The sequence below is a fragment of the Sphingomonas panacisoli genome (assembly GCF_007859635.1).
Taxonomy (GTDB): Bacteria; Pseudomonadota; Alphaproteobacteria; order Sphingomonadales; family Sphingomonadaceae; genus Sphingomonas; species Sphingomonas panacisoli.
The window spans coordinates 18,850-42,256 of sequence record NZ_CP042306.1 but is presented as its reverse complement, the minus strand read 5'-3'; the positions used below and the strand labels follow the sequence as shown (position 1 = coordinate 42,256).

Sequence of the window (23,407 nt, the reverse complement as noted above, 5' to 3'; positions counted from 1 at the left end):
CACCTACCCACCCCCGGCCCCCCCCTTCCAGGGAGGGGAGAGCAGAGCCTAGAGACTCCGCCCGATCAGCTCCTTCATGATCTCGTTGGTCCCGCCGTAGATCCGCGACACTCGCGCCGCGCGCCACATCCGCGCGATGGGGTATTCGTTCATGTAGCCGGCGCCGCCATGCAGCTGGAGGCACTTGTCCATCACCTCCCATTGCAGCTCGGTGTGCCACAGCTTGGCGGCTGCGCCCTCGGTCGGCGTGAGTTCGCCCTTCAGATGCCGCTGGATCGCCCAGTCGAGGTGCGCCCAGCCGACCTGAAGTTTGGCGGCAAGATCGGCGAGCACGAACTTGGTGTTCTGGAAATCGAACACCATTCCCGCAAACGCCTTGCGCGTCTTGGTGAACTCGACCGTCTCGTCGAACGCCTTCTGCGCCGACGCCTGCGTGCCGACCGCGATCGACAGGCGTTCCTGCGGCAACTGGCTCATCAGATAGATGAAGCCCTTCCCCTCCTCACCCAGGCAATTGGTCATCGGGACGCGCACGTCCTCGAAGAACAGTTCCGACGTGTCGGCCGCGTCCTGGCCGATCTTGTCGAGCTTGCGCCCCCGCTTGAACCCCTCGCGGTCGGCCTCGATCAGGATGATCGACATGCCCTTATAGGCAGGCTTCGCGTCGGGATCGGTCTTGGCGACGACCAGCACCAGATCGGCGTTCTGGCCGTTGGTGATATAGGTCTTACTGCCGTTGACGACGTAATGGTTGCCGTCCTTTTTCGCCGAGGTGCGGATCGATTGCAGGTCGGAACCCGTCCCCGGCTCGGTCATCGCGATCGCGGTGATGGTTTCGCCCGAGACCAGGCGCGGCAGCCATTGCTTCTTCTGCTCTTCGGAGCCGTAGCTTTCGAGATAACCGCAAACGATGTCGGACTGGAGCGAGAAGCCCGCGGGGACGCCGATATACGACATCTCCTCATCGACGATCGCATTGTACCCGAAATCGAGCCCCAGCCCACCATATTCCTCCGGCACGGTCGGACACAGCATCCCGATTTCGCCGGCCTTTGCCCAGAATTCCTTGGGGACGAGGCGATTCTTCTCCCACTCGCCGACGTTCGGCACGCCTTCCTTCTGCAGGAAAGACCGCACGGTCTGGCGGAACGCCTCGTGATCCTCGTTGTATGCGGAACGCCCGGGGACGGTGTCGGGGGTCATATCAGTCCTCTCCTGCAACCTTTTCCTTGGTGTGGCGGGCAAGCGGGCGGCTGGTCAATCCCCCGTCGGTGCGGCTAGGGTCGTGGCCACAAGAAAAGGAGAGCGCATGAAACTGGCCAGCCTGAAGCATGGACGCGACGGCAAGCTCGTCGTGGTGTCGGACGACCTCGCCTGGTGCGCCGACGCCAGCCATATCGCGCCGACCCTGCAAGCCGCGCTCGACGATTGGGACCGGCTGCTGCCCGATTTGATCGTGCTGGCGACCGACGTGCGCAACCAGGCGATCCCGCTCGACCGCTTCCACGAACACGACGCCGCGTCGCCGTTGCCGCGCGCCTATCAATGGGCGGACGGGTCGGCCTACGTGAACCACGTCGCCCTGGTGCGGCAGGCGCGGTCGGCGGAAATGCCCGATACGTTCTGGCACGACCCGCTCATGTACCAGGGCGGATCGGACGGATTCCTGGGCCCGCGCGACCCGATCCCGCTCGCCGACGAAAGCTGGGGCTGTGACTTGGAGGCAGAGGTCGTGGTGGTGACCGGCGACGTGCCGCTCGGCGCCAGCCGCGAGCAGGCGCTCGACGCGATCCTGCTGGTCGGGCTGACCAACGATGTATCCTTGCGCAACCTCATTCCCGGCGAACTCGCCAAGGGGTTCGGGTTCTTCCAGTCGAAGCCCGCCAGCGCCTTCTCGCCGGTGTTCGTCACGCCCGATGCGCTCGGCGACTGGTGGAAGGACGGCAAGCTCCATCGCAAGTTGATGGTCGATCTCAACGGCGAGCCGTTCGGTCGTGCCGAGGCGGGCGAGGATATGACCTTCGACTTCGGCACGCTCGTCGCGCACGCGGCGAAGACCCGGAGACTTGGCGCCGGAACGATCGTCGGGTCGGGTACCGTATCCAACCGCGACAGCGATGGCGGCCCCGGCAAACCGATCGCCGAGGGTGGCGTCGGTTATTCCTGCCTCGCCGAGATCCGCACGATCGAGACGATCAACGGCGGCAAGCCGGTCACGCCGTTCCTCAAGGCGGGTGACACCATCCGCATCTGGGCGGAGGACGACAAGCACCACCCGATCTTCGGTGTCATCGAGCAAACCGTCGGAGCGTGACGGCATGCCGGTGACTCGCCAAGCCCGTTGAAATTTTATAACAACGGGACAAAGGCGGCGCTGAAGCGTTTCGCTGTCGAGTCGAACCTGGAGAGAGCATGGCCAGCGAGTCCCCGCGCGCCAATTTGAAGCCTTTGTCGCTGCATGTCCCCGAGCCCAAGTTCCGGCCGGGCGACGCGGTCGATTTCACGGCGGTCGACATCCCGGCCGCAGGCGCCGCGCGGCGCCCTGACACCGCGGACGAGGCGAAGGAGTTCATCGACCTCGCTTATTCGATGGTCCGCGTCCTCGATGAAAACAACCGCGCGGTCGGGCCGTGGGACCCCAAGCTGACACCCGACACGCTCCGCAAGATGCTCCGCAACATGGCGCTGGTCCGCGCGTTCGACGAGCGCATGTTCCGCGCACAGCGGCAGGGCAAGACCAGTTTCTACATGAAGTCGCTGGGCGAAGAGGCGGTGTCGATCGGCGCGGCCGCGGCGCTGGCCGCCGACGACATGGTGTTCCCGAGCTATCGCCAGCAAGGCGTGCTGATCTCGCGCGGTTGTCCGCTCGAGGACATGATGAACCAGATCTATTCGAATTCGGGCGACAAGCTGCAGGGCAAGCAGCTGCCGATCATGTATTCGGAGCGGCGCTACTCCTTCTTCTCGATCTCCGGCAATTTGACCACGCAATATCCGCAGGCGGTCGGCTGGGCGATGGCCAGCGCATCGAAGGGCGACACGCGGATCGCGGCGACCTGGTGCGGCGAGGGATCGACCGCGGAGGGCGACTTCCACTCGGCCCTGACCTTCGCGACGGTCTATCGCGCGCCGGTGATCTTCAACGTCGTCAACAATCAATGGGCGATCAGTTCGTTCTCGGGCTTTGCGGGTGCCGAGGCGACGACGTTCGCGGCGCGTGCGGTGGGCTATGGGATCGCGGGCCTGCGGGTCGACGGCAACGATGCGCTCGCGGTCTATGCCGCGACCGAATGGGCGGCCGAGCGCGCGCGGACCAATCAGGGTCCGACGCTGATCGAGCATTTCACGTATCGCGCGGAAGGGCATTCGACCTCCGACGATCCCAGCCAGTATCGCTCCGCCGGCGAGCCGACCGCCTGGCCGCTCGGCGATCCGGTCATGCGGCTGAAGAACCATTTGATCGCGCTCGGCGAATGGGACGAGGAGCGCCACGCGGCGCAGGACCTGGAACTCGCTGAGATGGTCAAGGCGGCGCAGAAGGAAGCCGAGAAGAACGGAATCCTTGGCCACGGCCTGCACCAGCCGCTCGACACCTTGTTCGACGGCGTGTTCGAGGAGATGCCCTGGCACCTGCGCGAGCAGCAGGCGCAGATGATGGCGGAAGAAGAAGCGAGCGGCCGGCCATGGGCACGCAAGAAATGAGCGACGTGATGGAAACCGAAGCGGGCGCGACCGTCCGCATGAACATGATCCAAGCGATCAACTCGGCGCTCGACGTGATGATGGCGCGCGACCCCGACGTGATCGTGATGGGCGAGGATGTCGGCTATTTCGGCGGCGTGTTCCGCGCGACGGCGGGGCTGCAGGCCAAGCACGGCAAGACGCGCGTGTTCGATACGCCGATCACCGAATGCGGCATCGTCGGCGTCGCGGTCGGCATGGGCGCGTATGGCCTGCGCCCGGTGCCGGAAATCCAGTTCGCCGATTACATCTACCCCGCGCTCGACCAGCTCGTTTCGGAAGCGGCACGCCTCCGCTATCGTTCGGCGGGCGAGTTCATCGCGCCGATGACGATTCGCTCGCCCTATGGCGGTGGCATTTTCGGGGGGCAGACGCACTCGCAATCGCCCGAGGGAATCTTCACGCACGTCTCGGGTGTGAAGACGGTGATCCCGGCGACGCCCTACGACGCCAAGGGGCTGTTGATCGCCGCGATCGAGGACAACGACCCGACGATCTTCTTCGAGCCCAAGCGCATCTATAACGGCCCGTTCAACGGCCATTGGGATCGCCCGGCGGAAAACTGGTCGAAACATCCCGGCGGCGAAGTGCCCGAGGGATATTACAAGGTGCCGCTGGGCAAGGCGAATATCGCGCGCTCGGGCGAGGCGCTGACGATCATCTGTTACGGCACGATGGTCCATGTGTGCCAGAAGGTGGTCGAGGAAGCCGGTGTCGATGCCGAGATCATCGACCTGCGCACGCTCGTCCCGCTCGACATCGACACGATCGAGGAGTCGGTGAAGAAGACCGGCCGCTGCATGATCGTGCATGAAGCAACGCGCACATCGGGCTTCGGCGCGGAATTGTCGGCGCTCGTCCAGGAACGCTGCTTCTACCATCTCGAGGCGCCGATCGAACGCGTGACCGGTTTCGACACGCCCTACCCCCACAGCCTCGAATGGGCCTATTTCCCCGGTCCCGTCCGCATCGGACAGGCGCTCAAGAAGATCATGAAGGACTGACGCGCGATGGCTCGTTTCGAATTTCGCTTGCCCGACATCGGCGAAGGCATTGCCGAGGCCGAGATCGTCGCGTGGCACGTCAAGGTCGGCGATACCGTCAGCGAGGATCAGCAGCTCGCCGACATGATGACCGACAAGGCGACGGTCGAAATGGAATCACCGGTCGCGGGCACCGTGGTGAGCCTGGCGGGCGAAGTGGGCGATCAGGTGCCGATCGGATCGACTCTGGTGGTCATCGAGGTCGAGGGCGACGCGCCTGCCGATGAGCCTAAGGATATCGGCGAGGAAGTCGCCCACCAGCTAGGCATCGAGGACGAAGGCACGCAGGAAGCGGAAACCCCCGGCCTCGCCGATGTCGAGGGCAAGACGCCGGCTTACGAAACTCCCAGTGCTCCGGCGAAGGCCGGAGCGGTGGCAACCGAGAGCGCGCCGTCGCCAGAGCTCCGGCCTGCGCCGGAGCACGGCAAAGCGGTTTTGGCCTCCCCCGCGGTGCGTCAGCGCGCGAAGGAGCTCGGCGTCGATCTGGGTCAGGTGAAGGCCGATGGCGACCGCGTGCGTCACGCCGATCTCGACGCCTTCCTCCGCTATCAATCGGGCCAGGGCTATCACGCGCCGCACGCCAGTCGCGCCCGCGACGACGAAGCGATCAAGGTCATCGGCATGCGCCGCAAGATCGCGGAGAACATGGCTGCGTCGAAGCGCAACATCCCGCACTTCACGTATGTCGACGAGATCGACGTGACCGCGCTCGAAGACATGCGCGCGGACCTGAATGCCAATCGTGGCCCGCGTCCCAAGCTGACCATGCTGCCGCTACTGATCGTCGCGATCTGTCGCTCGCTGCCCGACTTCCCGATGCTCAACGCGCGTTACGACGACGAAGGCGGGGTGGTGACGCGGAGCGGCCGCGTTCATCTCGGCATGGCGGCGCAGACCGATGCCGGCCTGACCGTTCCCGTCATCCGCGACGCGCAGGACAAGAATGTCTGGCAGCTCGCGAGCGAGATCAGTCGCCTCGCCGAGGCCGCGCGCGCCGGCAAGCTCAAGCCGGACGAAATGGGCGGCGGCACGATCACCGTCACCTCGCTCGGCCCGCTCGGCGGGATCGCGACGACGCCGGTCATCAACCGCCCCGAAGTCGCGATCATCGGCCCGAACAAGATCGTCGAGCGCCCCGTGTTCGACGGCGACGAAATCCGCCGCGCCAAGCTGATGAACCTGTCGATCAGCTGCGACCACCGCGTCGTCGATGGCTGGGACGCGGCGAGCTATGTCCAGTTGCTCAAGAAATATCTCGAGACGCCGGTCCTGCTGTTCGCCGACTGAGCCTGCACTAGTAACGCAGCCGAAACGGGTTCATCCTCCCGCCGCGACTCGGGGGAGGATGTTATGGCTTTACAGGTGATCGGTGCGGGGCTCGGCCGCACGGGGACGATGACGCTCAAGACCGCGCTGGAGACGCTCGGCTTCGCGCCGTGTCATCATATGGTCGAGGTGTTCGCGAACATGCAGCGACAAGCACCGTTCTGGCTGCGCGCGGCCAAGGGCGAAGCGGTCGATTGGGAGGAACTGTTCGCGGCCTACAACGCCAGCGTCGATTGGCCGAGCGCGCATTTCTACGCCCAACTCGCCGACCGCTATCCGGACGCCAAGGTCATCCTGACCAGGCGCGACCCGCAACGCTGGTACGAGAGCATGGCGGAAACGATCCTGAAGGCGATGAGCGCGAACGGTCCCGACCCGGCGCCCGACGACCACCCGATGAAATTCGTCGACATCATCATCGCCGAAAAGACGTTCGGCCGCGATTTCAGCGCGGCCAACGTCATCGCCGCGTTCGAGCGGCACAATGCCGAGGTCCAGCAGGTCATCCCCGCCGATCGCCTGCTGGTGTTCGAAGCCGTGCAAGGCTGGCGTCCGCTCTGCGATTTCCTGGGCGTCGCAGCTCCCGATACGACGTTCCCGCGCACCAACTCGCGCGAGGAATTCTGGCAGCACACGATGCCTGGCGAACTGGTCGAGACCCCGATGCCCGCGGCGACCTGACGCTGGCGCAACGATCGCGACACACTTGTGCGACAAAGCAGGCCTAGCCCCTCCGCCATAACGGTGGAGTAAGGCGATGCTGGGCATGCTGACCGGATTGATGTTGATGGCGGCGCAGGACATCCCGCCGCTGGCCGGAACCTTGCCGCCGATGCCGCCGCCGCGACCGGCGGGCGAACGTCGCGATGACCGTCCGCGCGGCAAGCTGTTCATCAGCCCGATGGGAGAACCGTTCCGTGGCCCCGACCCGATCAAGCAATGGTTCGATGGGGCCGACGCGAACCAGGATGGCGCCGTGACCGCCGAAGAGTTCGTCGCCGACGCGATGCGGTTCTTCGCGGTGCTCGACCGCGGCAAGGACGGCGAGATCGATCCCGACGATATCGAGTTCTACGAGACGCGGCTTGCCCCGGAGATCCGCACCGGCGGCGAAGGCGGCGGCGCGGGTCCGCGGCCGAGCGGCGGCGGCGGACGGCGCGGCGGTGGCGGGCGTCGTGGCGGCGGTGGTCCCAGTGGCGGCGGCATGGGCGGTAGCCAGCCCGGCGGCTTCTCGTTCGGCAATGGTAGCTCGGCGAAAGCGCCCAAATATGCGGACACCAAACGCGGCGCCGCGCGGTTTTCGTTCTTCGATTTTCCCGAGCCCGTCGTCGTCGCGGACACGAATTTCAATCGCGGCGTCGATCCCCGGGAGTTTCGCGCGGCCGCGATCGATCGCTTCGCGACGCTGGACAAGAATCACGACGGCAAGATTACGCGCGGCGAACTGCCGCGGCTGGATCTACCCCTGGACGAAGGCTTTGGCGGGCGCGGCGGACGGTTCGGCGGACGACCGCGCGAGACCGATCGCCCGCCGGCCGACGACGAAATGCAGGAATGATGGAGCGCTATTCGATCCTGGGCACCGGTGGCGTACCGGCATCGGTGCCGCCGCTGCGCATGTCGCGCATCAACTGGTCCCACCGCGTCGCGACGACGCCATATTCGCGATAATCGGCCTCGCTGGTGAACCCGAAGCCGTCGCCCTGACGCTTCCACCGGTGCCGCCCCAGGATGCCACACATCTTGGCGGCGAGATCGAGTTGCTCGCGGGCCTGGGCGATCCGCTGCTGATAGCGCGGGCCTGAAGTCGGGAAGGTCTGATCGACCCAGCCGAATACGTCGGTCTGCAGCGCCGGTTCGGCGATCAGCGTGCGCAGGTCGCCACGGAACCGCCCGACCGCCGTGATGACGGTCGCGTTGATCGCCGCCAGCTGCGGCGCGGCGCGCGGGAAACGATCGCAATCGGTCAACAGGCTGGGTTGATTGGGCACCGCCCAAGTCTGGCCGATCCGGTCGATGCCGAGCCGCAGGTAGATCACGTTGCGAACGTGATCCTGCTTCAAGAATTCGCGATAGAACGCCATCGTCCGCTTGGTGACCGGGCCGGCGGGACTGCCGCTCGGCACCGCGGGCGCGCCGGTTTGATCGATTCGGATCATCTGCATCGTCGCGATGTCCTGGCGCAGGCTGATCGCATTACCGCCGAGCGCGAACAGCACCATCATCAGCGCCGTCAGCCAGAAGATCGCACCGGTCGCGAACTGCCAGATCGCCGCGGCGAACCGCACCGTCAGGAACCAGGCAACGCCCCACACCAAGCCGGCGACCAGCGTCGCGATGCCGAGTGCGGCATAGATGTGCGTCCGGACGTCGACCGCGATCGTTCCATAGGCGATCGACGCGACCGCGATGATCACCGCGACGCCCAGGGCGGTCGCGATCAGCGGATGGCCATCGGGACGGTCGAGTTCGTCTTCCCAATCGGTCAATTCGTCTTCCCACGACGCCGATGTCATCCCATGCCCCCCTTCTAAGTCCATGCTACCCCACGCCTTTGTGTCGGGGCCGCAGCGTTTTCGCAAGCGCGACATCGTTAAACCAATCGGTTGACAGTCTCATTCCGGCGCGATAATTAAACCAAATGGTTGAGCGACTCGATCTGACCTTCGCGGCCCTGGCCGACCCCACCCGCCGGGCGATGCTGGCGAACCTCGCGGCGGGCGAACGATCAGTCGGCGAACTCGCCGCGCCGTTCGCGATGAGCTTCGCTGGTGCCGCCAAGCATGTCGGCGTGCTCGAACGCGCCGGCCTGGTCGAGCGCCGCCGCGCGGGCGTCAGCAATTGTGCCGGCTCAAGGCCGACCGGCTGCGCGAGGCCGAGCAATGGCTGCGGCAGTGGGAGCAATTTTGGACAATCACGCTCGACCGGCTCGAAGCCGTCATCGCGGAGGATAAGAAGTGAGCGCCACCCTAACCCTCATGCGCGACATCGCGGCGGCGCCAGACCGCGTGTTCAATGCTTGGCTCGACCCCGCACAAGCGCGCCGCTTCCTGTTCGCGACACCCGACGGCGAGATGCTGGCCTGCGACATCGACGCGCGGGTCGGCGGCGTGGCGCTGATCGTCGAACGGCGCGGCGATCGGGAGGCGCACCATCATCTGCGCTTCGAGGAGATCGACCGCCCGCATCGCCTCGTCTTCCAGTTCAGGGCCTGCATGGCTGGCCAGACAGACCAGGGCGAATGGACCCGCGTGACGATCGCGATCGCGCCGACTGACAACGGATCGCGGCTGACGCTGACGCACGAGGGCGTTTGGACGGATTACGAAAAACAGACGCGCCAGGGCTGGACGATGATCCTCGGCAATCTGGCGGATACAGTGGAGAATTCGAATGACTGACACGATCACTGCGCAACAACTGCGTTTCGACCGCACGATCGACGCGCCGATCGATACCGTATGGCGTTACCTGATCGAGCCCGATCTGCGCGCGCGCTGGTTCATGGGCGGCGAGACCGAGCCGCGCGTCGGCGGCAAGTTCGGGTTGACCTTCGATCACGGCGCGCTGTCCGACGGCGACGCGCCGATGCCCGACAAGTACGCCAAGAATGTCGGCAAGTCGTGGTTCGAGACGATCGAGCGGATCGAGCCGCCGCACCTGCTCGCCTTCACCTGGGATAATGGCGAGGCGGGGTCGGTGCTGTTCGAGCTGACGCCGATCGACGACGACCGCACGCGGCTGGTGCTGACGCATAGCGGGCTGCGCGGCCCCGACGACGCGCGCAATTTCGGCGGCGGCTGGGGGTCGCACCTCGACGTGCTGGAACGCCGCATCGCGGGCAAGCGCATCGAGAATTTCTGGGCGCTTCATGCCGAGGCCGAAGCGCGGGCCAAGGCGGCGCTCGTCTAGCTTAGACAGGCGCCGTTGGTCGCGATCACCTCGCGATAGAACTTCGCCGAATCCTTCAGCGTGCGCTCCTGCGTGCCGAAATTGACGTGGACGATGCCGAACCGCTTCGAATAGCCGAGCGACCATTCGAGATTGTCGAGCAGCGACCACAGCATGTAGCCGCGCACGTCGGCGCCCTGCTCGATCGCCTTCCCGACCGCGGCGATGTGATGGCGGAGATACGAGACGCGCAACGGGTCCTCGATCCGGCCCTGCTCCGCGACCGGCGGGTCGAAGAAGGCGGCGCCGTTTTCGGTGATGTAGATCGCCGGGTCACCGTAATTGTCCTTTACCCACAGGAGGACGTCGGTAAGCCCCCGCGGGAACACTTCCCAGTCGGTGGTGGTGTAGGTCGCGAGCGGTTGCCGCACCATGTTCGCGGCGAGCGGCCAGTTGGTCGGATCGGCGCGGGTGACGTTGCGCGTATAGTAATTGACCCCGACGAAATCGATCTTCTGCTTGGCCAGCGCGAGGTCCTCGGCCGACCAATCGACCCACGCCTCGCCGAACACCTCGGCGAGTTCGGCCGGGCATTTCCCATGGATTGCGGGATCGAGATATTGGCGGTTCATGTACGCCGTCGCGCGCGCCGTCGCGGCCTTGTCGTCGGGCGACTCCGATGCCGCATATTTGGGCTCGAGGTTCACGACGAGGCCGATCTCGTGCTTGCCGACCTCGCGATACGCCTTAACCGCGGCGCCGTGCGCGCGCATCAGATTGCGGCTGGCGATCGGCGCTTCGAACACGTTCTTGTGGCCCGGCGCCAGCGCGCCGTGGAGATAACCGCCATCGGTGATCACCCACGGTTCGTTGAGCGTCACCCATTTCTTCACGCGCCCGTCGAGCCGCTCGAACATCGTCCGGCCGTATTCGGCGAACCATTCCGCACTGTCGCGATTGAGCCAGCCGCCCTTGTCGTCGAGCGCGGCGGGGAGGTCCCAATGATAGAGCGTGCAGAGTGGCTCGATGCCGTTGGCCAGCAGCGTGTCGACCAGCCGTTCGTAGAAACCGAGACCTGCTTCGTTCACGCGTCCGATCCCATCCGGCAGCACGCGGCCCCAGGCGGCGGAGAAGCGGTATGCCTTCAGCCCCATTTCCTTCATCATCGCGACGTCGTCGGCCATGCGATGATAGTGATCGCACGCGATGTCGCCGGTCTCGCCCTTTGCCGCCATCAGCCGCGGGTCGTGACTGAAGCGCTGCCAGATCGACGCCCCCGCGCCATCGGCGAGCGGCGAGCCTTCGATCTGATAGGCGGCGGTGGCGCATCCCCACAGGAAATCGTCGGGGAAAGAAGTCGTCATTTCTTGGCTTTCTTCTTGGGTGTTTCGGGGTCGCCAGGCGCGGGGGTCACGCGGCGTTGTTCGAGCAGCCAACGCCACATGGCGGGATCGTCGTAAGCGGGTTCCCACGATCCGTGCGTCATCTGCGGATACACCGTCATCCGCGGGCGCACGCTGCCCTTGCAGGCATCCACCGCCTTGACGATCGCGAAGCCCTGCAGCGGATCGACGACGTCGTCCTGGTCGCCGTGGAACGCCCAGATCGGCATGTCCTTCAGCACGCACGGATCGGCCGCTTTGTTCTCGGAATTGGCGGCGACGGGGACGATCGCGGCGAACAGATCGGGCCGCTTCAATGCCCAATCCCACGTGCCGTACCCGCCCAGGCTAAGCCCGGTTAGGTAGATGCGGCTGGGGTCGACGCGGTAGGTCTTGCGCAAGTTGGCCAGCAATGCCTCTAGTTTCGCCGTGTCCCAACGGCTGCCGTCGGCGCCCATTTCGAGTTGCGGCGAGACGAGGATGAACGGGGATCCCGCATGCTGGGCGATTATCTTGGGCGGCCCGTTCTTCTTGACGACCTCGATATCGGTACCGCGTTCGCCCGATCCGTGGAGGAAGATCACCAGCGGCCAGCGCTGCGTCGAATCCGCACCATACCCCTTGGGTACGAAGGCGAGATACGGATAGCCGCCGGCCGGCGCCGGCTGCGCGGTCTGCACGCCCTCCGGCGGGATCGCCGGCGCGGGCGGCGCCTTGGTCGCGGCGACGCTCGCCGCCGCAGCCAGAACCAAGAGCAATCTCCTCATCCCTTCACACTCCCAGCCATCAATCCGGCGATGTAATAGCGTTGCAGCAGCAGGAAGAGCGCAAGGACCGGCAGCAACGTCACCACGCTGCCTGCCATCATCAGCTCGACGTCCTGGACATGCTCGCGCGACAAATTGGCGAGCGCGACCGGCAGCGTCTGCTTCTCGCTGTCGTTGAGGATGATCAGCGGCCACAGGAAATCGGACCACGAACCGAGGAAGCTGAACGTCGCCAAGGTCGCGAGGATCGGTTTCAGCGTCGGCAGCACGATCGCGCGGAAGATGCGCCCCTCGCTCGCCCCGTCGATCCGCGCCGCCTCGAGCATTTCATCGGGGATCGACAGCGCATATTGGCGAACCAGGAAGATGCCGAACACGCTGGCGATCGACGGCACCAGCACGCCTGCGAAGCTGTTCACGATGCCGAGCGACTTGCAGATCAGGAACAGCGGGATCATCGCCACCTGCGCCGGGATGACGAGCGCGGTGAGCAGGACGCGGAACAGTTGGTCGCGCCCGCGGAAACGCAGTTTGGCGAACGCATACCCGGCCATCACGTTGAAGGTCAGCGACAGCAACGTCGCGAGCGTCGCCAGCACCAGGCTGTTGGCGAGGTAGCGCGCCATGTCGGTGTTCGCGAACAGGGCGACGAAGTTGGCGCCAGACGGCTTGGTCGGCAGCAATGGCGGCGGGAAGCTCGACGCCTCGCCCGGGCTCATGAAGCTGACCGACACCATCCATGCGAGCGGCGCAAGCGCGAACACCGCGATCAGCCACAGGGCGATGTTGGTCAGGATGCCGCCGCGCCTCATCGCATCCACCGTTCGGACACGCGCAATTGCAACAACGTCAGCGCGAACATGATCGCGAACAGCACGAACGCGACCGCGCTGGCGAACCCCAGGTTCCACCATTTGAAACCCTGCTCGTACATGAAATAGAGGATGCTGACGGTGCTCTCTGCCGGCCCGCCCTGCGTCATCACATAGGGTTCGGCGAACAGCTGGAAGTAACCCGCCATCGTCAGGATCGATACGACCAGGAGAACCGGCGCGAGACCCGGGAGCGTGACGTGGCGCAGCCGCTGCCACGCACTGGCGCCGTCGATCCGGGCGGCTTCGTGCAACTCCTCGGGGATGGTCTGCAACCCCGCGAGGATGATGATCATGTTGTACCCGAAATTCTTCCATACCGCGAACAGCACGATCGCCGGCATCGACCAATGCGGGTCGCCGAGCCAGTCGATCGGGCCGATCCCGATCCCGCCGAGCACCCAGTTCACCAAGCCGTATTTGGTGTGCAGCAGGTACCGCCAGATCACCGCCACCGCGACGAGCGTGGTCACGACCGGCGCGAAATAGACCGTCCGCAATATCCCCTTGAACCGCGCGAGCTTGCTGTCGAGCAGCAACGCCGCGGCCAGCGACATCGCGATCGACAACGGCACGCCGAGCAGAACAAACCAGGCGGTGTTACCCAGCGCTTTCCAGAACAATGGCGTCTGGAGAAGGTGAAGATAGTTATCGAGCCCGACGAAGCGCAGATTGCCGATATCGGCGAGCGCATAGATGTCGAAATCGGTGAAGCTGAGGATCAGCGCCGCCACAACGGGGAGGAAGAAGAACAAACCGAGCGCGATCAGCGCCGGCGCGACGAAGCCCCAGGCGGCGCGCTCGCGGTTCACGACGCGTCTCCCTGGCGCTTCTGGCGGAGCAACACCCAGCGGCGTTTGGCGAGCGTTTCGTCCGCGCGCTTGTTGAGGTCGTCGATCGCGCGATCGGGCGACAAGACGCCGCGCGCGGCCTTTTCCGTGACGAGCTTGAGGTCGGTCGCGATCCGTTCCCATTCGGGGACCTTGGGCGTCGCGCGCATCCGCGTCATCTGCTCGCCAAACGCCTTGGAATAGGGATCGTTGGCAAGCGCCGGAGTCTTCCACACGCTGATCCGCGGCGGCAGGTCGCCGGTCAGCGCGTGGAATTTGGACTGGATGTCGGGGCGCGACAGGAAACGGACGAGCTTCCACGCCGCGTCCTTCTTCGCCGACGATTTGAACAGCACCAGGCTCGATCCGCCCGCGTTCGACACACCGGGGCCGTCGGGGCCGGGCATCGGCGCGGTCATCCACTCGCCCTGATGCTCGGGCGGCAGGCGGCGCTTGAATTCGCCGATCTGCCACGGGCCGGTGATGTAGAAACTGAACCAGCCGCGATCGAATTCGTCCCACACATTGGCGACGTCGGTCGATGCGGCGACCGGTGCCAGACCGTCGCGCATCGTGCCGAGGTAAAAATCGAACGACTTGCGGAAACCCGCGCTGCCGAAATTGCCGCGCGCATCGTCGGTGACCATCGGTTCGGCCGCTTGCAGCCCCAGGATTTCGAGTGGTTCATATTCGTTGAGCGGGAAATAGACGGCGTATTTGTCGGGGCCGACGAGCTTCTTGATCGCCACCATCTGACGCCGCCATTCCGCCCAGTCGCGCGGCGGGTGATCGAACCCCGCCCGCTTCAGGATGTCGCGACGGTAGAACAACAGTCGCGTGTCGACATACCACGGCACGCCGTACAGCTTGCCGTCGACCAGGTTCGAATCCCAGATGCCGGGAAAGTAGTCGGCGCGCGGCACGTCGGCGCTCGCGGCGACGCGCTGGTCGAGCGGCTCGAGCGCGCCCAACGCGGCGAATTCGGGAACCCAGCTATTCCCGAGCTGCGACATGTCGGGCAGCGCGTCGCCGACGAACGCGGTCAGCAACTTCTCGTGCGCGGCGGAGAACGGCAATTGTTGGACGCGGACGCGAATCCCCGGATTCTCGCGCTCGAATTGCGGGATCAGGTCGCCGATCACCTCCCCCTCGCGGCCCATCGCCCAGACGTCGATCACGGTCTGCGACGACGCATTCGCGCACGACCCCAGGATCGCCAGCAACAGGATCGCGACGATCCGCTTCATCCCAGCCATCCGCCGGTAAAGCCCGCACGCTGCAGCCCGCGCTTGATCGCCGGATGCTCGCGCATCGTCTTCCAGACCAAGCCGGTGCGATGGTTCTCGATCATCGCCAGGATCGGACCCTGGTCGATGCCGAGATAATCGCTGTCGACCCACCCGGCCTGCTTGGTGATCTTGCCGCGCTGTGTCGGCGTGGTGCGCGAAGTGAAGCTCGGGTTGAACGATCGAGGAAGCCGTAGTCGCCGTAGATCGCGCTACCGTAGCGATCATGCAGCGCGCGCGCGGCAGGCTCGACGATCTCGGGCGCGAAGGGCAGCGAAGCGATCGATGCGGTCGGCGCGATCGTGCCGTCGTCGAGCCCGTCGGGAAAACCCACCGGCCCGCGCGCAGCGTAGCCGTAGAACTGGCGACCGCCGATCACTGCGTCCGCCGGCCCGTCACACGCGGTCAGCCCCCAGATGTCGCCGCCATAGCCCGTCCATTTGCCGGGGTTCTGCTGGGCATACATGCGCTGGGCGATCGTCGCGCGGCGGCTATTCTCGAAATAGTCGAACCCTTCGCGCCGCATCGTCGCGTCGCGCACACCCTTCAGGTCGATCCAGCATTGCGTGTATTGGTGCGCGAAATGCGGGCCGAAGGCGAGGTGACGCATCGGGCCCTCACCGCGCCAGCTGTTGAAATAGCTGGTGCACCAGCCGTCATAGGCGTCCTTGCCGAGCGGATGGTCGGGCGCGCCCAATGCGAGGATGTAGAGGATCTGCCCCTCTGTATAACCGAACCACGGCCGGTCGAGGAAACCGCGACCGGGGTGCCAGCCCATCGACACGCGGTGCCCCTCGTCCTGCTGCTGGAACCAGCGCCAGTCGCAGCGCGCGTAGATCTTGGCTGCGAGATCGCGGATCTCGGCTTCGTCGGACCGGTCGAACCATTGCCCGGCGAACAGCACGCCGCCGAGCAGCAACGTGGTGTCGATCGACGACAGCTCGCACTGACCGAAACGCTGCCCCGACGCCATGTCGAGGAAATGGTAGAAGAAGCCCTTGTGGCCGGTCATCCCGGCGGGCGCGTCGCCCTGCGGCGCGTTCCAGAAGAAGCGCAACGTGGCGAGCGTGCGGTCGCGCGCCTGGTCGCGGGTGATCCAGCCATGCGTCACGCCGATCGGCAATGCCGTCAGCGCAAATCCCGTCGCGGCGATGCTCGAAAAACTCGGGCTCGGCCAGCGATCGACCATCAGGCCGTTCGCGGGATTGGTGCGCTCCCAGAAGAAGCGGAAGGTGCGCTGCTGGATGTCGCTCAGCAGATCGGGCGCGGCCGCGCCGAGTCGCCCAGCACCGAGCGCGGCAGCACCGCCTGCGAAGAGAAGTTGCCGGCGATCAAGCATGGCGGCGGCTCGACGCGCGGATCACGAGTTGCGGTGTCATCATTTCGGTCGAGGGCGGTGCCTCGGGATTTTCGGTCGCCGCGATCAGCCGCTCGACCGCGCGCTCACCGAGTTCGGCGAGGTTGAGCGCCATCGTCGACAGAGCGGGCGTGACATATTGCGCGATCGGCACCCCGTCGAAGCCGATGATCGCAACATCGACGGGTGCGCGTATCCCTCCCTCCGCCAGCGTCGCCATACACGCGACGGCGGTCATGTCGTTCGCCGCGAACACGCCGTCGACGTCGCGGTGATCGGCCAGGATACGGCGCGCGGCCGCGATGCCCGACGCCTCGCTGAAATCGCCGTCGATCACGATGCCGGCTTTCCCTGCGGCCTCGACGAATCCGGCCCGACGCGCATCGGCGTCGGCATTGCCGCGCGGGCCGGCGATATGGACAATCCGCTTGCAGCCCTGCGCGAGCAGATGTGCCACCGCGTCGCGCGCGCCGGCGAGATTGTCGATCGCGATGGTCGGGTGGATGCCGTCGGCCGCCGCGTTCATCACGATCGCGGGCAATCCCTTGGGCAAGCTGCGGCCGAGAAACTCCGCATCGATCTGCGGCGACATGACGAGCAGGCCATCGACCCGCCCCCGCATCGCGCGGATCGCGATCTCGGTCTCTTCCGCGCTGCCGTGCATGTTCGACAGGAGAAGCTGCAGCCCGCGGCGGTGGGCGGCGTAATCGATTCCGCGGATGATCTCCGAAAAGAACTCGCCGAACAGGTCGGGTAACACGACGCCGATCGTGTTCGATCGCCCGCGCGACAGACTCCGCGCCCCGAGATGCGGGACGTAATCGAGCGCCCGCGCCGCGGCGAGGACGCGTTCGCGCGTCTTCGCCGTCACGTTGCTGTGGTTGTTGAGCGCACGGCTGGCCGAGGCGACCGACACGTCGGCGCGGCGCGCGACGTCGCGGATGGTGACGGTGGACATGACTAATCCCTCCCCCGCACGGCACGGCCCGCGTCGTCGAACAGCAACAGCGCGTCGCGCGGCAGCGAGACGGTCAGCGTCTCGCCTGTCGGGCGCTCGCCGAGCGATACGACGAGCGGATCGGCCAGCCCCTCGACCGCGAGATGGATGTGATGTGCCGATCCCAACGACTCGATCATACGCACGGCCCCCGTCAGCACGTTGCCCGCGCCGCCAACGCGCAGATGCTCGGGCCGGACGCCCAGCGTCACCGCTGCGCCAGGCGCCGATGGTCCCGTAGCGACCTCGATCACTTGCCCGCCGGCCAGCTTGACGCTTTCCGGACCAACCACGGTCGCGGGCAACAAGTTCATCGTCGGCGCGCCGATAAAGCCCGCGACGAACAATGTGTCGGGCGCCGCGTAGAGCTGGCCCGGCGTCCCGACCTGTTCGATCACGCCGCCGTTGAGCACCACGATGCGATCGGCCAAGGTCATCGCCTCGACCTGGTCGTGCGTCACGTAGATCATCGTCGTGCCGAGCGCCCGATGCAGGCTGGCGAATTCGTAGCGCATGCGGACGCGCAACGCGGCGTCGAGGTTGGACAGCGGCTCGTCGAACAGGAACACCTTGGGCTGGCGCACGATCGCGCGGCCGATTGCGACGCGCTGACGCTGGCCGCCCGACAATTCCTTGGGCCAACGATCGAGCAGATGCTCGATATCGAGTGTGCGCGCCGCCGCCGTCACCGCGTCGGCGATCTCCGCTTTCGACCTCCCGGCGAGCTTGAGCGCGAACCCCATATTCTCGCGCACGCTCATGTGCGGGTAGAGCGCGTAGGACTGGAACACCATCGCGATCCCGCGCGCCGATGGCGACACATCGTCGACTTGCCGGCCGTCGATCTCGATCGACCCGCTGGTCAGCGTTTCGAGCCCCGCGATGCTCCTGAGCAAGGTCGACTTGCCGCATCCGGACGGACCGACGAACACGACGAACTCGCCGTCGGCGATGTCGAGGTCGATGCCCTTCAGCACCTCGACCGGGCCGAACGCTTTGGTTGCACCTGTCAGGCGAACCGTCGCCATCGACCTTCCTCTCCCGCCGGTTGACCCGGACCGAACGCCACCTAACAACGACGCAATCGCCGAGGCAAGACGGAAATGTAACCGTTTACGCGACGCCGCATGCCGCGCTAGAGAATGATGACGCGCCCGCCAGAGGCGCACCGGAGGACAGGATGATCGATCGCCCACCCAGCCCCATCAAGACCATCACGATCGTCGGCGGCGGCACGGCGGGATGGATGACGGCGGGGCTGCTGTCGCACCTGTTCAAGAGCTACACGATCCGGCTGATCGAATCCGACGAGATCGGCATCATCGGGGTCGGCGAGGCGACCATTCCCGGCATCCGCGACTATGTGAATATGGCTGGCATCGACCAGATCGAGATGATCCGCGCGACCCAGGCGACGTTCAAGCTGGGGATCGATTTCGTCGGCTGGCGCGACGGGACCGATCGCTATTTCCACGGCTTCGGGCGGATCGGCCAGGACTTCATGTGGCTTCACACGCACCAATTGTGGCTGGCGCAACGGGAGCGCGGCGGCGCGCGGCATTTCGACGATTACGCGCTCAACTGCCGCGCGGGCATGGCCAACAAATTCTGTTTGCCCGACACGAGCAGTCCCGGGTCGCCCATCGCCGGACTCGATTTCGCGTATCAGTTCGATGCGTCGCTGTTCGCGCGATATCTGCGTGAGCGATCCGAACCGATGGGGGTCGAACGGATCGAGGGAAAGATCGTCGACGTCGCGCTGGATCCCGCAAACGGCCATGTCGCGCATGTCGTGTTGGAGGACGGGCGGACGGTCGATGGCGACCTGTTCGTCGATTGTTCGGGCATGCGCGGGCTGTTGATCGGGCAGGCGCTCGGCGTCGAGTATGAGGACTGGAACCATTGGCTGCTCAACGATCGCGCGCTGGCGGTGCCGTGCGAGCGCGTCGAGCCGCTGACGCCCTACACCCGCGTCACGGCGCGCGACCATGGTTGGCAGTGGCGCATTCCACTCCAGCACCGGACGGGCAATGGGCACGTCTATTCGAGCGATCACATTTCCGACGACGAAGCGGCGTCAGTGCTGCTCGCCAACCTCGACGGCAAGCCGCTCGCCGACCCACGGCCGGTGCGCTTTCGCCCTGGCAAACGCCACCACGCTTGGGAAAAGAACGTCGTCGCGATCGGCCTGTCCTCGGGGTTCCTCGAACCGCTCGAATCGACCAGCATCCATCTGATCCAGACCGGCATCACGCGGTTGATCGCCCTGTTCCCGCACCAGGGCTTCGCCGCGGCGGACATCGCCGAATATAACCGCCGCCACGATTTCGAGTTCACCGACGTGCGCGACTTCATCATCGCGCACTATAAGGTGACCGAGCGGGCCGACACACCGTACTGGGACTATCTCAAGAACATACAGGTGCCCGACAGCCTCGCGTCCCGGCTCGAACTGTTCGCGTCGTCGGGCCGCTTCTTCATGCGCGGCGCAGGCGAACTCTTCCGCGAGGAAAGCTGGGTGCAAGTGCTGCTCGGCCAGGGCCTGAAGATGCAGCCCGACCCGAACGTCCGCATGGTGCCCGACGCGGTGCAGGACGAGTTCCTGGCGGACATCGTCGATGTCGTCGCCGACGTCGCCGACGCGATGCCCGACCACGCCGCCTTCATCGACCGTCACTGCAAGGCGCCACCGCTGCCGGCATGACCGCGCGCGTAGCAAAAGCGCCACAGGTAAAAGCAAAGCGCGGGACGGGCTTGACAGGGTGAAGTTAGGTAACGAGTATCCACAGCGTTGATGTAACCGGTTACAAAACCGGCGTAGGGGAGAGAAAAATGCGGAAATATACTTCGACGCGGTCCGGCCTCGCACTCGGTATCTCCGGTGTCGCGATGGCGATGGCGCTCGTGACGGCAACGCCTGCCGCTGCACAGTCGACGTCGACCGCCGCGATCCAGGGACATGTCGACGGCGCCCAACCCGGCGCGACGGTCACCGTCACCGACGAAGTCACCGGCCAACGCGTCACGGTGAAGACCGACGCCAACGGCAACTATAACGCCATCGGCCTGCGCCCCTCGACCTATCGCGTGCAGGTCAACGACGAACAGCCGATCGAAGTCGTCGCGCCGGTCGGCCAGACGATCGTTGCCGATCTGGCGACCGCCGCCGCTGCAGCCGCCGCGACCACCAGCCCGGGCAAGGACATCGTCGTCACCGGCTCACGCGGCCGCGTCGATCCCCGCGCGTCGGGCGTCTCGACCAGCGTCAGCCGCGCGCAGATCGAAAACCTGCCGCAGAGCGATCGTAACTTCCTGAACTTCGCGGCGCTCGCCCCCGGCGTCAACGTGTCGCCCCCGGGCAGCAACCGCCAGGTCCAGGCCGGCGCGACCAGCCCGGACAACACCAACGTGTTCATCGACGGCTTCTCGCTGAAGAACCCGATCAACCATGGCGGCCTGTCGGGTCAGAACTTCTCGCAGGGCAATCCCTTCCCGCAGCTCGCGGTGCAGGAATTCGCGGTCAACACGCAGAACTTCAAGGCGGAATACGAACAGGCCGGATCGGCGATCATCACCGCCGTGACCAAGACCGGCGGCCAGAAGTTCAGCGGCGACGCGTTTATCGAATATCAGCCGAAGTCGTTCATCTCGCGGCCCCTATTTCGACCGCGCGGGCAAAGCGAACAATCCCAACGGGACCAACCCCAAGCCCGATTACAACCGCAAGCAATACGGCGCCGATCTCGGCGGGCCGATCATCAAGAACGTCCTGCACTTCTATTTCGCGTTCGAAGGCCAGGACAAGAAGTCGCCGTCGACCACGGTCAATTTCGGCGCGCCGGTGCCGGCGAGCATCCAGTCGCTTTATAACGGCAGCTATCCGCAGACGTTCAAGCAGCGCCTGTATTTCGGCAAGCTGACCCTGTTCGCGACCAACGAGGACACGATCAACCTCACCGGCTTCGTCCGCAAGGAAAAGAACCTGGCCGATTACGGCGGCACCTCGGTCCCGAGCCACGGCCACTTCCTCAACAACGACGTCAAGAACTTCCAGTTCGAATGGAGCCATCGCAGCGAAGGTTTCCTGAACGAGCTGCAGATCGCCTATAGCAAGGTTTCCAACGGCACGCCGCGCGTGACCGACGGTCCGGAAATCACGCTGTCGGCGAACGTCAACGATTTCGGGTCGGTCGCCGCGCTGGGAGCGAACAGCTTCTTCCAGAACGACAACCAGAAGACGCTGTCGTTCAAGGACAATGCGACCTTCTTCGCCGGTCAACACGTCATCAAGGCCGGCGTCCGGCTGTCGTTCGACAAGTATGAGCGGACCGAGGATTCGTACAGCAACGGCGGCTATTTCTTCAACGCGGCGGGCTATACCGACTTCGCCGGTAGCACGCCGTACGGCGCGCGCATCTCGGTGATCGATTTCCGCCCGGCCTCGGCGAAGAACACGCAGTTCGGCGTCTTCCTGCAGGACGACTGGACGCCCGACGAGCATTGGACGTTCAACATCGGCCTGCGGTGGGATTTCGAGAACAACGCGAAGAACGAGAAGTTCGTCACCCCCGCCAACATCGCGGCGGCGCTCCGCGCCTATCCCGGCTGGCAGGCGGCCGGCATCAACCCGAACGACTACATTTCGACGGGCAGCAATCGCAAACCGTTCTACGGCGCATTCCAGCCGCGCCTGGGCGTCAGCTACGACCTGAACGGCGACCGCGACCTGATCTTCTTCGCCGGCGCGGGCCGCTATTACGACCGCCCGCTGTTCATCGAGTCCGGCATCGAGACGGTCAAATCCTATTACCAGAAGGTCGTATCGATCACGTTCTGCAACCCCGGGGCGGCCACGGCCAACCAGGCGAGCTGCGCGGCGCTGGCAGCCGGCAACGGCGGCACCTTGCCGGCTGGAACGATCCCCTACAGCGCGTCGTACAAGGACGTCGCGACGCTCCGCGCGCTGGGCATTTCGACGGGTCTCGGCGGTGACGTCTGGCTGCTCAACAACAAGACCAAGCTGCCCTATTCCGACCAGTTCAACGTCGGGGTGCGCAAGCGGTTCGGCCAGATCCAGACCTCGCTGACGCTCTCGTATGTCCGCAGCAACAACATCTTCCGCTTCGTCCGCGGCAACCGTCTGCCCAACGGCACCTATACGTCGCAGGGCGACCAGTGGGTCGAGGACAACTTCCCGGCGGCGGGTCAGCTGGCCGGGTTCAACGGCAAGCTCAACATCGGGGATAACAGCGGCAAGGCATCGTATGCCGCGATCTACCTGACCGCAGAAAAGCCGTTCAACGCCAGCACGCGCTGGGGCTTCACCACGGCGCTGACGATCCAGCGCGCCCGCACCAACGTCGCGCAGGAACTGGCGAACAACGACGAATTCTACAACGGCCCGCGCGTCGATGCGTATGGATGGGAATACGTCCAGGGCGTCGAGAAGTACCGCCTCGTCGCGACCGGCATCGTTCGCGGGCCGTTCGACACGGTGTTGTCGGGCACGTTGACGCTCAGCTCGGGTCCGGCGTTCGGCAACGTCATCTTTAAGCCGAACCCGCCGGAAAATGCCTGCTGCTACGGTAATTTCGGCGGCGTGTTCTTCCCGAAGCCGTTCATCGCCTACAAGAACCTCGACCTGCGCATCGCCAAGAACTTCAAGCTGCCCTGGGGCACCAACTTCGAGCTCAGCGCGGCCGCGTTCAACGTGTTCGACAGCGTCAACCGCAGCTATTCGGCGTGGGGTGCGGGTAGCGGCCAGAACCCGACGCTCGAAGAAAACGGCACGACCGGGCTCGGCCGCAGCTTCCAGGTGGGCGCCAAGTTCAAGTTCTGACGCTCGTGAGGTCGGGGGGCCTCTAGTCGCAATCCAGGGAGGGACCGCCAGGTTGCCTCCCCTTTTTTGTCCGCGC

Annotated in this window: 19 protein-coding genes and 4 pseudogenes; 13 read left to right on the top strand and 10 right to left on the bottom strand. The window is 65.3% G+C overall.

Going from position 1 to position 23,407, the window contains the following annotated elements:
* Positions 1-48: 48 nt before the first annotated feature.
* A complete protein-coding gene (locus FPZ24_RS00190) occupies positions 49-1,203 on the bottom strand; it encodes an acyl-CoA dehydrogenase family protein (RefSeq protein ID WP_146569166.1) in 1,155 nt (384 codons plus the stop codon).
* 106 nt (positions 1,204-1,309) lie between these two features.
* On the opposite strand from FPZ24_RS00190, the gene FPZ24_RS00185 reads away from it, so the two are divergent.
* The 6 genes from FPZ24_RS00185 to FPZ24_RS00160 all read left to right on the top strand — a co-directional run bounded on the left by FPZ24_RS00185 (position 1,310) and on the right by FPZ24_RS00160 (position 7,668).
* Positions 1,310-2,314 carry a fumarylacetoacetate hydrolase family protein gene (locus FPZ24_RS00185; protein ID WP_146569165.1) on the top strand — a complete coding sequence of 335 codons (1,005 nt, stop codon included), beginning with the start codon at positions 1,310-1,312 and terminating at the stop codon, positions 2,312-2,314.
* A 98-nt stretch (positions 2,315-2,412) separates the two neighbouring features.
* Positions 2,413-3,702 (top strand): 3-methyl-2-oxobutanoate dehydrogenase (2-methylpropanoyl-transferring) subunit alpha, encoded by a 1,290-nt coding sequence (locus tag FPZ24_RS00180; protein ID WP_146569164.1) that lies wholly within the window; start codon positions 2,413-2,415, stop codon positions 3,700-3,702.
* 38 nt (positions 3,703-3,740) lie between these two features.
* Complete coding sequence (locus FPZ24_RS00175; RefSeq protein ID WP_146574016.1) at positions 3,741-4,745, top strand: alpha-ketoacid dehydrogenase subunit beta; 1,005 nt, start codon at positions 3,741-3,743, stop codon at positions 4,743-4,745.
* Between the two features lie 6 nt (positions 4,746-4,751).
* Entirely contained in the window at positions 4,752-6,071 is a 1,320-nt protein-coding gene (locus FPZ24_RS00170) for a dihydrolipoamide acetyltransferase family protein (RefSeq protein ID WP_146569163.1), read from the top strand.
* 63 nt (positions 6,072-6,134) lie between these two features.
* The gene (locus FPZ24_RS00165; RefSeq protein ID WP_146569162.1) at positions 6,135-6,791 is read left to right on the top strand and encodes a sulfotransferase family protein; all 657 of its coding nucleotides are present in this window, start codon (positions 6,135-6,137) and stop codon (positions 6,789-6,791) included.
* Between the two features lie 76 nt (positions 6,792-6,867).
* Positions 6,868-7,668 carry an EF-hand domain-containing protein gene (locus FPZ24_RS00160; RefSeq protein ID WP_146569161.1) on the top strand — a complete coding sequence of 267 codons (801 nt, stop codon included), beginning with the start codon at positions 6,868-6,870 and terminating at the stop codon, positions 7,666-7,668.
* Positions 7,669-7,675: 7 nt separating this feature from the next.
* Here FPZ24_RS00160 and FPZ24_RS00155 read toward each other — a convergent pair whose 3' ends face one another.
* Positions 7,676-8,626, bottom strand: coding sequence for a hypothetical protein (locus FPZ24_RS00155; RefSeq protein WP_146569160.1), 951 nt, complete (start codon positions 8,624-8,626; stop codon positions 7,676-7,678).
* Positions 8,627-8,751: 125 nt separating this feature from the next.
* On the opposite strand from FPZ24_RS00155, the pseudogene FPZ24_RS17815 reads away from it, so the two are divergent.
* From FPZ24_RS17815 to FPZ24_RS00140, 3 genes and pseudogenes are all read left to right on the top strand, one after another.
* Positions 8,752-8,886, top strand: a pseudogene (locus tag FPZ24_RS17815) (ArsR/SmtB family transcription factor); the annotation flags it as partial.
* 181 nt (positions 8,887-9,067) lie between these two features.
* A complete protein-coding gene (locus FPZ24_RS00145; RefSeq protein WP_205012852.1) occupies positions 9,068-9,511 on the top strand; it encodes an SRPBCC family protein in 444 nt (147 codons plus the stop codon).
* Positions 9,504-10,022, top strand: coding sequence for an SRPBCC family protein (locus FPZ24_RS00140; RefSeq protein ID WP_146569159.1), 519 nt, complete (start codon positions 9,504-9,506; stop codon positions 10,020-10,022). Before FPZ24_RS00145 ends, FPZ24_RS00140 begins: the two co-directional genes overlap by 8 nt.
* On the opposite strand, the gene FPZ24_RS00135 is transcribed toward FPZ24_RS00140, so the two are convergent.
* The 8 genes and pseudogenes from FPZ24_RS00135 to FPZ24_RS00100 all read right to left on the bottom strand — a co-directional run bounded on the left by FPZ24_RS00135 (position 10,019) and on the right by FPZ24_RS00100 (position 18,520).
* Positions 10,019-11,365, bottom strand: coding sequence for a GH1 family beta-glucosidase (locus FPZ24_RS00135; RefSeq protein WP_146569158.1), 1,347 nt, complete (start codon positions 11,363-11,365; stop codon positions 10,019-10,021). The genes FPZ24_RS00140 and FPZ24_RS00135 overlap by 4 nt on opposite strands.
* On the bottom strand, positions 11,362-12,150 hold the full coding sequence (locus FPZ24_RS00130; RefSeq protein WP_146569157.1) for a carboxylesterase family protein: 789 nt from the start codon (positions 12,148-12,150) through the stop codon (positions 11,362-11,364). The genes FPZ24_RS00135 and FPZ24_RS00130 overlap by 4 nt, the downstream gene beginning before the upstream one ends.
* A complete protein-coding gene (locus FPZ24_RS00125; RefSeq protein ID WP_146569156.1) occupies positions 12,147-12,962 on the bottom strand; it encodes a carbohydrate ABC transporter permease in 816 nt (271 codons plus the stop codon). The genes FPZ24_RS00130 and FPZ24_RS00125 overlap by 4 nt, the downstream gene beginning before the upstream one ends.
* Positions 12,959-13,834 carry a carbohydrate ABC transporter permease gene (locus FPZ24_RS00120; protein ID WP_146569155.1) on the bottom strand — a complete coding sequence of 292 codons (876 nt, stop codon included), beginning with the start codon at positions 13,832-13,834 and terminating at the stop codon, positions 12,959-12,961. The genes FPZ24_RS00125 and FPZ24_RS00120 overlap by 4 nt, the downstream gene beginning before the upstream one ends.
* Entirely contained in the window at positions 13,831-15,099 is a 1,269-nt protein-coding gene (locus tag FPZ24_RS17415; RefSeq protein WP_240047543.1) for a sugar ABC transporter substrate-binding protein, read from the bottom strand. The genes FPZ24_RS00120 and FPZ24_RS17415 overlap by 4 nt, the downstream gene beginning before the upstream one ends.
* Positions 15,100-15,209: 110 nt before the next feature.
* Positions 15,210-15,916, bottom strand: a pseudogene (locus tag FPZ24_RS17890) (glucoamylase family protein); the annotation flags it as partial.
* A gap of 553 nt (positions 15,917-16,469) precedes the next feature.
* Positions 16,470-17,453 carry a LacI family DNA-binding transcriptional regulator gene (locus tag FPZ24_RS00105; RefSeq protein WP_146569153.1) on the bottom strand — a complete coding sequence of 328 codons (984 nt, stop codon included), beginning with the start codon at positions 17,451-17,453 and terminating at the stop codon, positions 16,470-16,472.
* Between the two features lie 2 nt (positions 17,454-17,455).
* Positions 17,456-18,520 carry an ABC transporter ATP-binding protein gene (locus FPZ24_RS00100; protein ID WP_146569152.1) on the bottom strand — a complete coding sequence of 355 codons (1,065 nt, stop codon included), beginning with the start codon at positions 18,518-18,520 and terminating at the stop codon, positions 17,456-17,458.
* 152 nt (positions 18,521-18,672) lie between these two features.
* Between FPZ24_RS00100 and FPZ24_RS00095 the strand changes: the two genes are divergently transcribed.
* The 4 genes and pseudogenes from FPZ24_RS00095 (at position 18,673) to FPZ24_RS00090 (ending at position 23,331) form a co-directional block, all read left to right on the top strand.
* Positions 18,673-20,196, top strand: a complete 1,524-nt coding sequence (locus FPZ24_RS00095; RefSeq protein WP_146569151.1) for a tryptophan halogenase family protein — start codon at positions 18,673-18,675, stop codon at positions 20,194-20,196.
* Between the two features lie 128 nt (positions 20,197-20,324).
* Positions 20,325-20,534, top strand: a pseudogene (locus FPZ24_RS18005) (hypothetical protein); the annotation flags it as partial.
* A 586-nt stretch (positions 20,535-21,120) separates the two neighbouring features.
* Positions 21,121-21,291 (top strand): annotated as a pseudogene (locus tag FPZ24_RS18000) (outer membrane beta-barrel protein); the annotation flags it as partial.
* 42 nt (positions 21,292-21,333) lie between these two features.
* Positions 21,334-23,331: a TonB-dependent receptor domain-containing protein gene (locus FPZ24_RS00090; protein WP_240047541.1), complete on the top strand. Its 1,998-nt coding sequence runs from the start codon at positions 21,334-21,336 to the stop codon at positions 23,329-23,331.
* The last annotated feature ends 76 nt before the right edge of the window (positions 23,332-23,407 follow it).